A 10,366-nucleotide genomic window follows, 5' to 3' on the forward strand; every position below is an offset into this window, starting at 1 on the left:
GGCTGATCGCGATGACATTCATGTGGTTCGGTCTGGCGGCGATCGCGCTCCTCGGCGCGCTCGCTCTGCTGTACATCGACCGCACGCGGAGGGAACAGTCAGGGCGCGTGCGGGAAATCTGGGCCCGCGCCCAGGGGTACAAGTACACCGACTCCGACGAGCGGCTGCCCTCCAACTGGCATCGCGCGGCGTTGGCCAAGCAGGAGTACCTCGGCGCGATCGACGTTGTGCGCGGAGTACGTCGGGGTGAGGAATTCATCCTGTTCGACATCGAGGAAACCGCCACGATCGTCGCGGTACGCCGCAAGGTCGGGTCCGACGTCGACATCGACCTGCGCCTCAAGTCGACGCCCCCGCCGAAGGACTCCGACATGAATCTGCTCGGGTCGATCGGCCCTCGCATCGTGTTCTCCACCGACCTCGAGATCGCCCGACGCGTGTGCGACCAGCGGATGGTGTCGTTCACCCAGTCGATCCCGGAGCACGTCCAGATGCTGTGGAGCGAAGGTCCATGGACGCTCGGTTCGATCCCGGTGGGAAGCAACGGACGCGAATGGGACGCGGCGATCGAAGCGGTCGCGCGCCTCTCGGGCATCCTGCACGTCCTCCCGCCCGTCGTCGACCCCGACAACGTCGACCGCAGCTTCCACGATCCGGGACGCCCGTCCGCACATCGCTGACCTGCCCGGCATACCTCACGCGCGGTCGTCGCAGCACATCCCGGTGACCCGATCTGCCGGCTCGACAGATCACGGTACGGACACGCCCGGGAGGACACGCCGGATCCTTCGTCGTGCGAACCGATTGAGGTCTGTACATTTCTCGCCGTGACACCTGTGGCTGTGGTGATGGTTGTGGCAGTGGTGGCAGTGACGCTGCTGTGGATTCGGCTGGGAATCCGACGATTACGGACCCTTCTCACCAGACGCAGGGACAGCTTGCGCCTGCTCCTGAACGAACTCGATGATCGCTACGATCTGATCCCCGCGCTCATCGCGGCGTCGGCGGGTGCCGGTGTCGAGCGCAGCCGCATCAGTCCGGTCGTGGGAGCCCGTTCCCTCGCCATCGCGATGCGCGACCAGCGTCTCGATCTCCCCGAGCGTGCGGCCACCGAGAACGCGCTGTCAGCTGCTTTGCACGAGCTCATCGGAGTCTGCGACGGAGCCAACCACTGGCCGTTCATCCGTGTCGCCCGTGAACTGGATACCCGAGAGCAGCGCATCGCCGGTGCGGTCCGCGTCCACAACGACCTGGCAGGCAAACTCAACACCCAGGTGTCGAGAGTTCCGACGTCGCTGTTCGCAATGCTGGCCGGAGTGCGGGCCGTCCCGATGTTCGAGGTTCCGGCAGCGCTGGCAGCGGACACCGCAACCGAGCCATCCGCAGTCGAGAATCGGACCGACGAACAGACCGCCCCCGAGCCGAGCGACAAGAAGAGCTCGGGGACCGTCGCCGCCTGAACCCCCGCCGGCAGCGACTAGGCTCGTTTCGCGCCGGTTCCGCCACCGGCGGTGAACGAGACGACGGTGAGGATGTGCGATGAGCGACCGCGACGAACTGGCTGCACTGGTACGTGAGCTGGCAGTAGTACACGGCAAGGTGACCCTGTCGTCAGGTAAGGAAGCCGACTACTACGTCGACCTGCGTCGCGCGACCCTGCACCATCGCGCTGCACCGCTCATCGGCTCCCTCCTGCGCGAACTCGTCTCCGACTGGGACTTCGACGCGGTCGGCGGACTCACCATGGGCGCCGACCCGGTCGCGATGGCCATCATGCACGCACCCGGTCGCCCCATCGACGCGTTCGTCGTCCGCAAGGCGGCCAAGGCCCACGGCATGCAGCGGCAGGTCGAAGGCCCCGACGTCGTCGGCAAGCGAGTGCTCGTCGTCGAAGACACCACCACCACCGGGAACTCGCCGCTCACCGCAGTCAAGGCACTGCGCGATGCGGGAGCGATCGTCGTGGGAGTTGCCACCGTCGTCGACCGCGCGACCGGAGCCGACGAGGTCATCGCCGCGGAAGACGTCGAGTACCGGTCGCTGCTCGGCCTCGCCGACCTGGGCCTCGACAACTCCTGACACCGTGAACCCACGGGTGAGGCAGACCGTCACACAACTTGCGGACGGTCGCCAACTGATCTTCTTCGATGACACCGAACCGTACGTCGGGGGAGGTGCCACCCGTGTCGCACACGACCGTCGTGCACTTCCGGCGGTCACGGCGACATCGGAAATCCGTATCGACCCGCTCACCGGGGAACCGGTGACGTTCGCCGCGCACCGTATGGATCGCACGTTCCTGCCCTCGGCCGCGGACTGCCCCCTGTGCCCGACCAGACCCGGCACCGAGTCCACAGGTGGCACCGCCACCGAGATCCCGGCGGCCGACTACGACGTCGTCGTGTTCGAGAACCGTTTTCCTGCCCTCGGCTCGGGAGAAGCAGGTCGGTGCGAAGTGGTGGCCTTCACCGCCGACCACGACGCGCGCTTCGCCGACCTCCCCGCGACACGGGCCCGCACCGTCATCGACGTCCTCGCCTCCCGTACCGCCGCGTTGTCGTCGCTACCGGGGGTTCGGCAGGTCTTCTGCTTCGAGAATCGCGGCGTCGAAATCGGTGTGACACTGGAACATCCGCACGGACAGATCTACGCATACCCGTTCCTTCCGCCGCGGACGCAGACGCTGATCGACCGTGCCCGCGACCATCACGAACGCACGGGCGGGTCGCTGCAACGCGACATTCTCGACGCCGAACGTCGTACCGGAACCCGCGTGGTGTGGTCGGGCGAATGGTGGACCGCGTATGTTCCTGCCGCGGCACGGTGGCCGATCGAGGTGCATCTCGCACCGCACCGCGACGTCCCCGATCTCACTGCGCTCGTGGACGCCGAACGCGACGAGCTCGCGCTCGCCTATCGCGACCTGCTCGGTCGCGTCGACCGGTTCTTCGACGGACTCGACCGCGTCCCGTACATCGCGGCATGGCATCAGGCACCCGTCGGGGACGGACGTGAGCACGGCCGGTTGTTCTGCCAGATCTTCTCGCTGCGCCGTGCCCCCGACAAGCTCAAATATCTGGCGGGATCCGAATCGGCGATGGGCGCGTGGATCAGCGACACGACACCCGAGCGCATCGCCGAGCGACTACGCGAGCTCGCACCGTGACGATTTCCGACGACGCGTGGCGCGCGTTCACCACTGCGTTCGGCGGCGACCCCGATGGCATCTGGTGCGCACCCGGTCGTGTCAACCTGATCGGTGAGCACGTCGACTACGCGGGCGGACTGTGCCTGCCGATGGCGATTCCCCAGGTGACTGCGGCCGCGGTGCGTCGTCGCATCGATGGCCGGCTCCGCCTGCACAGCAACGGATTCGACTCCGTGGAGGTCGAGACGGACGGACGCGTCGCAGGGTGGGGTGCGTATGCCGCCGGTGTGGTGTGGGCGCTCGACCCGCCCGGCTTCCGCGGAGCGGACATTGCGATCGCGTCGGAGGTTCCGGTCGGTGCGGGTCTGTCGTCGTCCGCCGCGCTCGAGGCGTCCGTGGCACTGGCGCTCGCCGATCTGTGCGGGCTCCCCGTCGACGACGAAGGACGTGACGCCCTCGCCCGCGCCTGTGCGCGTGCGGAGAACGACTACGCGGGTGCACCCACCGGCGGCATGGATCAACAGATCGCCCTGCGCGGCCGCGCAGGTCACGCGCTGCTCCTCGACTGCGCCGACGGGCACGTCGAGCACATCCCCGTCGATACCGCCGCGGCAGGCCTCACGGTGCTGGTCATCGACACCGGGACGGGGCATCGGCTCGTCGACGGCCGGTACGGTTCGCGACGGACCGAGGTGGAAGAGGCGACCCGGCTACTGGGCCACCCCCTCCGCGAAGTGGAATCCGTGTCCGCACTGCACGACCCGACACTGAAGCGCCGCGCGCGACACGTGGTCACCGAGATCGCCCGCGTCCGCACGGCAGCCGACGCACTGCGGGCCGGTCGCGTGCGCGACCTCGGCCCGTTGCTCGACGCGTCGCATCGGTCTCTGCGCGACGATTTCGAGGTCAGTTGCGCAGAACTCGACAGCGCCGTGGACACGGCGACCGCGGCGGGAGCGCACGGGGCGCGCATGGTCGGCGGTGGATTCGGAGGCTCGGCGATCGCGTTGTGCGAGAGCAACGACGTGCCGGGAATCGAGGCGGCTGTGACTGCGACAGCTGAAGCCCAAGGTTTTCCGCCGCCGGTGTTCCTGCACGCCACGCCGTCTCCCGGTGCGTGCCGCTGTTGAACACCGACGGTGCCGTCGGCGTGGCGAAGTCCAGCCGCGACGATTCCAGCTTCCCGCTACCGCGATTGCGCGTGCAGATAACTGGGATCGTCGCGGGAACGTTACCGTGCGAGAGGCATTGAAGCACTGCCGGGTACTGTGCGCCCATGGGTTGGTTCACTCGGAACAAGTGGGGTGTCGAACACACCGTGTTCGCGGTCGCGAGCGCGGCAACGGTGGTCGGCGGAGTCCTGGGCAACGAGTCGGTGCAGAAGGTCGCGAAGCCGCTGATCGCGCCGTCGCTCGCCGTGCGGGTGCTGCGCCGCTCCCGCGACCTCGACCGCGGCGACGCCGCGCTGCTCCTCGTCGGCCTGACCGCCGCGACCGTGGGCGACGTGTTCATGATCGACCCCGACGACGACAGTCGGATCCTGCGCGGTGCAGGATCTTTCGCGGTGATGCAGACTGCGTATTCGACGTTGCTCGCCCGGCACGGCGCCCGCCCGACCCGTACCGCGGTGCTGCAGCGTGTGCCCGCGGTCCTGGGAGCCGCCGGACTGCTCGGGTGGCGGAGCCGCTCGGTGGCCGCGCCATTGACCGCGTACGGCGCAGTGTTGGCGACCACTGCGACACTCGCGGCCGACCCGTCCCTCGCACCCGGAGCGAAGACCTCCGGTGGTCTCGTGTTTCCGAACGCCGACCGGCGCAGCTGGCTCGGTCTCGGCGGGCTCGTGTTCACCCTGTCCGACGGCACCATCGTCGAGCGGCGGACCCTGCTGAAGAGCAAGTCGTCGCGGGCAGCAGCGGAAGGATTCGTACTCGCCACCTACGCGGCCGCGCAGTTGCTTCTCGTCGAGGGGATGCTCGCGCTCGTCCGACGCAAATGACCTGTCGCGGTGAGGCGCACGTGATTCGTCAAGGGTAGATCAGGATCCGCGTATGGTCGTCGGGGTCGACGAGTACCGACACCACCTGGCCGGCCACCAACCGCGACAGGTCATTGCGGTCCGCTTCGAATACCACCCTGCCGCTGTACGGCTCGGAACCGGGGACCATCAGATCCAGATCCAATTCGGTTCGGTATACGTTGCCGATGACGGAGCCGAGCGGGGTGGCGGCGCGGATCGTCGCCCAGCCCTCGATCCCTTCGCGTTCGATCTTGCGGTCTGCGCGGGTGGTGTGATCGGCGAGCAACATGCCCAGACCCAGCAGCGCGCCGTACAGGCAGACGAGGAACATCACCTGGAAGCCTTCGGTGCCTTCGGCGGAATCCGGATAGAACAGGTTCAGCCAGAGCGACAGCAGAATCAGATAGCCGACCGTGATGAACGCGACCACACGCAGGATGCGCTTGTGTTTCATGATGCCCCTCCGTCTCCCACACTAGCGCGTGACCGCGCGTCGACCGTCGGTCGATAGAGTGGCACTTTCTGTGCTCGTCGGAGGGAGCGGTGTGAAGGTGCGCGTGTCGTCGGTTGTGGTTGCGTTGGGAGCTGTACTGGTTCTGAGTGGGTGTGGGGGATCCGCAGACGAGCCGGATGCCGCGGCCGAGGAGACCACAACAGTGACCACCACGAGCGTGACCGCTGCACCGGCCACGACAGAAGCCACCACCTCGGAAACACTGCCCTCCGAACTTCCGCCTTCGGAGACGACGACCGAGGCGCCGACTCCCGAGGCACCGCCGACACTGGCCGCGGTCGCGTTCGAACAGGGCGAGTCGTACTACTTCACGACCCCCGACGGGGCATTCGCGTGCGGCATCGTGCAACTCCCGGGTCGTACCGAAGCGGGCTGCGAAGGCGTCACCGATCCGGTGCCGCCGCAGCCCGAGAATTGCGTTGTCAACTGGGGCCACGGGATGCGTGTGGTCGACAGCGGTCCCGGTGAGTTCCTGTGCTCGGGCGGTCCTGTCTACCTGCCCGTCGAAGGGTCTGCGGAGGTGCTGCCCGCGGGGGCGACGCTCTCGCAGCTCGGCTACACGTGCGCGACCACCGAAGCCGACGTGACGTGCACCAACGACACCACCGGACACGGATTCACCGTCGCATCCGGCTCGAACGAGACGTTCTGACCGTGCCTGACCGAGAAACCGGGCCGGACCAGGAACAGGACCCTCTCACCGTCCCCGGACCCACGGAATGGGGCGAGCATCCGCACGGCATGGGACCGTGGATCGACGAATTCGGGACACCGCCACCCACCGACCCGAAGTACGACCCCGAACTGCTCGAACACGGCGACCGCCGCAACGTCGTCGACTCGTATCGGTACTGGACGCGCGACGCGATCGTCGCCGACATCGACACCCGCCGACACTCGCTGCACGTGGCGATCGAGAACTTCGCGCACGATGCCAACATCGGCACCGTCGTACGCACCGCCAATGCGTTCGCGGCCGCCGCCGTTCACATCGTGGGCAGACGCCGCTGGAATCGCCGCGGAGCCATGGTCACCGATCGTTACCAGCATCTTCAACACCACCCCGACGTCGATGCGCTGATCGACTGGGCCGTCGAGCACGATCTGACGATCGTCGCCGTCGACAACACCCCCGGGTCCGTGCCGCTCGAGACGGCAGAACTGCCCCGCAACTGCCTACTGCTGTTCGGGCAGGAAGGGCCGGGTGTGACCGAACGAGCACGCGAGGTGGCGTCGATGACGGTGTCGATCGCGCAGTTCGGATCCACCCGCTCGATCAATGCGGGCGTCGCCGCAGGAATCGCCATGCACGCATGGGTCCGCCGGCACGCCGACCTCGCCGACGCTTGGTAGTGACTCGGTCTGTAGTAACGCCCCCGCTCCCTGTGCAGATGAAGTAGCGCGGGCCATGTGGCCCCGCCGCTGTTGTGGGACGAGGAAGATTACGGCATGCCAGAAATGTGGGCCGATCGGGCGGATGCAGCCGAAGCTGCCGTCGCTGCGCGGCACGTGCGTCGACTCTGGGGGTTACCCGGTACGGAACTCGGTGTCGTCGGCTGGCCCGCCACGCGACGCGAACGCCTCTTCGGCTCGTGGCACTACTGGTGGCAGGCGCACCTGATCGACCTCGCGGTCGACGCCGCAGAGCGGCAGGCGAAGGACGGCGACGATACCCCGCGCGGCCGCCGCCGCGTGGCACAGCTGACCCGCAGCCACCGCATCCGCAACATCACGGGCTGGACCAACAACTACTTCGACGACATGGCGTGGCTCGGTCTGGCCCTCGACCGTGCCCAACGGCACCTGCATATCGACCACCGCACCGCGATCTCCACCCTCGTCGGTCAACTGCACGATGCGTGGCAACCCGAGCACGGCGGAGGAATCCCGTGGCGACGCGGTGACGACTTCTTCAACACCCCTGCCAACGGTCCGGCAGCGTTGTTGCTCGCGCGGTCGGGCGAGCTCGCGCGGGCGCAGGAGATGGCCGAGTGGATCAACGACCGCCTCGTCGATCCCGATACCGGGCTCATCTTCGACGGCATCCGTCACGGCGTACCCGAACGCGCCATCTACTCGTACTGCCAGGGTGTGGTGCTCGGACTCGAGACCGAGCTCGCCACCCGGTGCGACGACTCTCGTCATCGCACGCGGGTGCATGCGCTCGTCGACGCCGTCGACAACGAACTCACCGAACGGAGCGTCATCGCAGGTGGTGGGGGAGGTGACGGGGGCCTGTTCAACGGCATCCTCGCGCGCTACCTCGCTGTGGTCGCGACCACCTTGCCGGTGCAGGACTCCGACGACGTACGAGCACGCGCCGCGGCTCGCCGCATCGTGCTGGCCTCGGCCGACGGTGCGTGGGAGAACCGCTTGCAGATCGAAGGGCTACCGCTGTTCGGGAGTGACTGGACCGCGCCCGCACGACTGCCCGGTTCGTCGGGCACGGTCGCGCAGTTCGCCGCAGGCACGGTGCGTTCGTCGTCGATCGCGGAACGCGACCTGTCGGTGCAGCTCGGTGGCTGGATGCTCATGGAAGCCGCGCACGCGGTGGTGGCGTCTCCCTGACCGACGTCGTTATCGCCGGTTGTTCGGATCCGTGTTGATCATCGGGATCGGCGTGGTCGGCGCCGAGGTCTGTGCCGCGGACTGCGCGGTCGGGATGGGGGTCGTCGGTGCGTGCTCGGCGCCCGAGAGAGCACTGGCAGAACCGGTCTGCTCCGCCGAGGTCTCGTCCGACGCGGTGCCTTCTGCTCCGGCGTTCTTACGTGCCGTCAGGAATCGCTTGCCGACCTCGCTGATGATCGGGAGCACCGACACGAACACGATGAGCAGGAAGATGATGTCGACGTTGTCGGCGATGAACGAGATCTGGCCGAGAAGGTAGCCGAGCAGCGTCACGCCCGCGCCCCACACGATGCCGCCGATCACGTTGTAGACGATGAACACGCGATACGGCATCTTCGCGGCGCCCGCCACGAGCGGCGCGTAGGTGCGGACGATGGGAACGAACCGGGCGAAGAAGATCATTGCGGGACCGTGCCGCAGGAAGAATCGATGCGACTCGTCGAGGTACTTCTTCTTGAACAGCTTCGCGTCGTTGTTCTTGAACAGCTTCGCGCCGCCCTTGGTGCCGATGTAGTAGCCCACCTGATCGCCGAGGATCGCCGCAATCGGGATCGTCACCATGAGCACCCACAGCGGCGCGAACGGCTCGACCTCCGCAGACTTCGACGCCGCGATCAGACCTGCGGTGAACAGCAGCGAATCGCCGGGTAGCAGGGGAAACAGCAGGCCCGATTCGATGAACACCACCAGCAGGAGCCCGACGAGCATCCAGGTGCCGAACGAATTCAACAGGTTCACGGGGTCGAGGAAGCCCGGGAGCAGGGCCAAATTGGTCACAGATTCCGAGGCTTCGACAAAATTCACGATCCCCAGAGTACCGACGTGCGGAAGCTGCTTCGAATCGCGACGGACCATCGGGTGCCGAATGTGAGGTCCACCCGAGTATCTAAACGTCGTGCCTATTGACATACTGCAGGGACAAGGGCACCTGCCACACCCGAGCGGGTAGCCGATCCATACTCATCTGGAGGACAGCCGCTGTGCCTATCGCGACTCCCGAGGTCTACGCCGAGATGATCGCCCGCGCCAAGGAGCACTCCTTCGCGTTCCCGGCCATCAACTGCACGTCGTCCGAAACCATCAACGCCGCTATCAAGGGCTTCGCGGACGCCGGTAGCGATGGCATCATCCAGTTCTCGACCGGTGGCGCGGAGTTCGGCTCGGGCCTGGGCGTCAAGGACATGGTGACCGGCGCGGTCGCGCTTGCCGAGTTCGCGCACGTCGTCGCCGAGAAGTACGACGTCACGATCGCCCTGCACACCGACCACTGCCCCAAGGACAAGCTCGACGACTTCGTCCGCCCGCTCATCGCGATCTCCAAGGAGCGCGTCGACGCAGGTAAGAATCCCCTGTTCCAGTCGCACATGTGGGATGGTTCCGCCACCCCGCTCGACGAGAACCTCGAGATCGCTCAGCAGCTCCTCGCCGATGCTGTCGCCGCGAAGATCATCCTCGAGATCGAGATCGGTGTTGTCGGCGGTGAAGAGGACGGCGTCGAGAACGCCATCAACGACAAGCTCTACACCACCGTCGAAGACTTCGAGAAGACCGTCGATGCGCTCGGCGCAGGGGCGAAGGGCCAGTACCTCCTCGCCGCGACCTTCGGCAACGTGCACGGCGTGTACAAGCCCGGCAACGTCAAGCTCAAGCCGGAAATCCTCGACGAAGGCCAGAAGGCCGCATCGAAGAAGCTGGGCCTCAAGGACGGTTCCAAGCCCTTCGACCTCGTCTTCCACGGCGGCTCGGGCTCGCTGAAGTCGGAGATCGACGAGGCACTGAGCTACGGCGTCGTGAAGATGAACGTCGACACCGACACGCAGTACGCGTTCACCCGCCCGATCGCGGCACACATGTTCAGCAACTACGACGGTGTGCTCAAGATCGACGGCGAGGTCGGAAACAAGAAGGTCTACGACCCGCGCAGCTATCTGAAGAAGGCAGAGGCGTCGATGACCGCTCGCGTGATCGAGGCGTGCAACGACCTCAAGTCCGCGGGCCGCTCGGTGTCCGCCAAGTAGATCACCAGCTGTTCAGCAGTACCGAAGAAGGGGCGCCGGCT

The 10,366-nt window shown here is 66.7% G+C and carries 12 protein-coding genes; 10 read left to right on the top strand and 2 right to left on the bottom strand.

Annotation, left to right across the window (positions count from 1 at the left end; translation table 11 throughout):
* The first annotated feature begins 20 nt into the window (after positions 1-20).
* From ACFWB0_RS19350 to ACFWB0_RS19375, 6 genes are all read left to right on the top strand, one after another.
* Positions 21-680, top strand: coding sequence for a hypothetical protein (locus tag ACFWB0_RS19350; RefSeq protein WP_378492093.1), 660 nt, complete (start codon positions 21-23; stop codon positions 678-680).
* A gap of 147 nt (positions 681-827) precedes the next feature.
* Complete coding sequence (locus ACFWB0_RS19355) at positions 828-1,460, top strand: LemA family protein (protein ID WP_378492082.1); 633 nt, start codon at positions 828-830, stop codon at positions 1,458-1,460.
* A 79-nt stretch (positions 1,461-1,539) separates the two neighbouring features.
* Positions 1,540-2,079: an orotate phosphoribosyltransferase gene (pyrE, locus tag ACFWB0_RS19360; RefSeq protein WP_378492083.1), complete on the top strand. Its 540-nt coding sequence runs from the start codon at positions 1,540-1,542 to the stop codon at positions 2,077-2,079.
* Between the two features lie 16 nt (positions 2,080-2,095).
* Positions 2,096-3,166 carry a galactose-1-phosphate uridylyltransferase gene (galT, locus tag ACFWB0_RS19365; protein WP_378492084.1) on the top strand — a complete coding sequence of 357 codons (1,071 nt, stop codon included), beginning with the start codon at positions 2,096-2,098 and terminating at the stop codon, positions 3,164-3,166.
* Positions 3,163-4,278, top strand: a complete 1,116-nt coding sequence (gene galK / locus ACFWB0_RS19370) for a galactokinase (RefSeq protein ID WP_378492085.1) — start codon at positions 3,163-3,165, stop codon at positions 4,276-4,278. Before galT ends, galK begins: the two co-directional genes overlap by 4 nt.
* Before the next feature lie 146 nt (positions 4,279-4,424).
* Entirely contained in the window at positions 4,425-5,144 is a 720-nt protein-coding gene (locus ACFWB0_RS19375; RefSeq protein WP_378492086.1) for a lysoplasmalogenase family protein, read from the top strand.
* 28 nt (positions 5,145-5,172) lie between these two features.
* Here the strand turns inward: ACFWB0_RS19375 and ACFWB0_RS19380 are convergent, their stop codons facing one another.
* Entirely contained in the window at positions 5,173-5,619 is a 447-nt protein-coding gene (locus ACFWB0_RS19380; RefSeq protein ID WP_378492087.1) for a hypothetical protein, read from the bottom strand.
* 58 nt (positions 5,620-5,677) lie between these two features.
* On the opposite strand from ACFWB0_RS19380, the gene ACFWB0_RS19385 reads away from it, so the two are divergent.
* From ACFWB0_RS19385 to ACFWB0_RS19395, 3 genes are all read left to right on the top strand, one after another.
* Positions 5,678-6,331 (top strand): hypothetical protein, encoded by a 654-nt coding sequence (locus ACFWB0_RS19385; protein ID WP_378492088.1) that lies wholly within the window; start codon positions 5,678-5,680, stop codon positions 6,329-6,331.
* Positions 6,332-6,420: 89 nt separating this feature from the next.
* Positions 6,421-7,032, top strand: a complete 612-nt coding sequence (locus tag ACFWB0_RS19390) for a TrmH family RNA methyltransferase (RefSeq protein WP_378492094.1) — start codon at positions 6,421-6,423, stop codon at positions 7,030-7,032.
* 96 nt (positions 7,033-7,128) lie between these two features.
* On the top strand, positions 7,129-8,247 hold the full coding sequence (locus ACFWB0_RS19395) for a glycoside hydrolase family 76 protein (protein WP_378492089.1): 1,119 nt from the start codon (positions 7,129-7,131) through the stop codon (positions 8,245-8,247).
* Positions 8,248-8,256: 9 nt separating this feature from the next.
* Here the strand turns inward: ACFWB0_RS19395 and ACFWB0_RS19400 are convergent, their stop codons facing one another.
* Entirely contained in the window at positions 8,257-9,162 is a 906-nt protein-coding gene (locus tag ACFWB0_RS19400; RefSeq protein ID WP_378492090.1) for a VTT domain-containing protein, read from the bottom strand.
* 125 nt (positions 9,163-9,287) lie between these two features.
* Here ACFWB0_RS19400 and fbaA point away from each other — a divergent pair, with 125 nt between their 5' ends.
* The gene (gene fbaA / locus ACFWB0_RS19405; RefSeq protein WP_378492091.1) at positions 9,288-10,325 is read left to right on the top strand and encodes a class II fructose-bisphosphate aldolase; all 1,038 of its coding nucleotides are present in this window, start codon (positions 9,288-9,290) and stop codon (positions 10,323-10,325) included.
* The last annotated feature ends 41 nt before the right edge of the window (positions 10,326-10,366 follow it).

Origin of the sequence: Rhodococcus sp. NPDC060086, from assembly GCF_042730275.1 — a bacterium.
Classification (GTDB): domain Bacteria; phylum Actinomycetota; class Actinomycetes; order Mycobacteriales; family Mycobacteriaceae; genus Rhodococcus.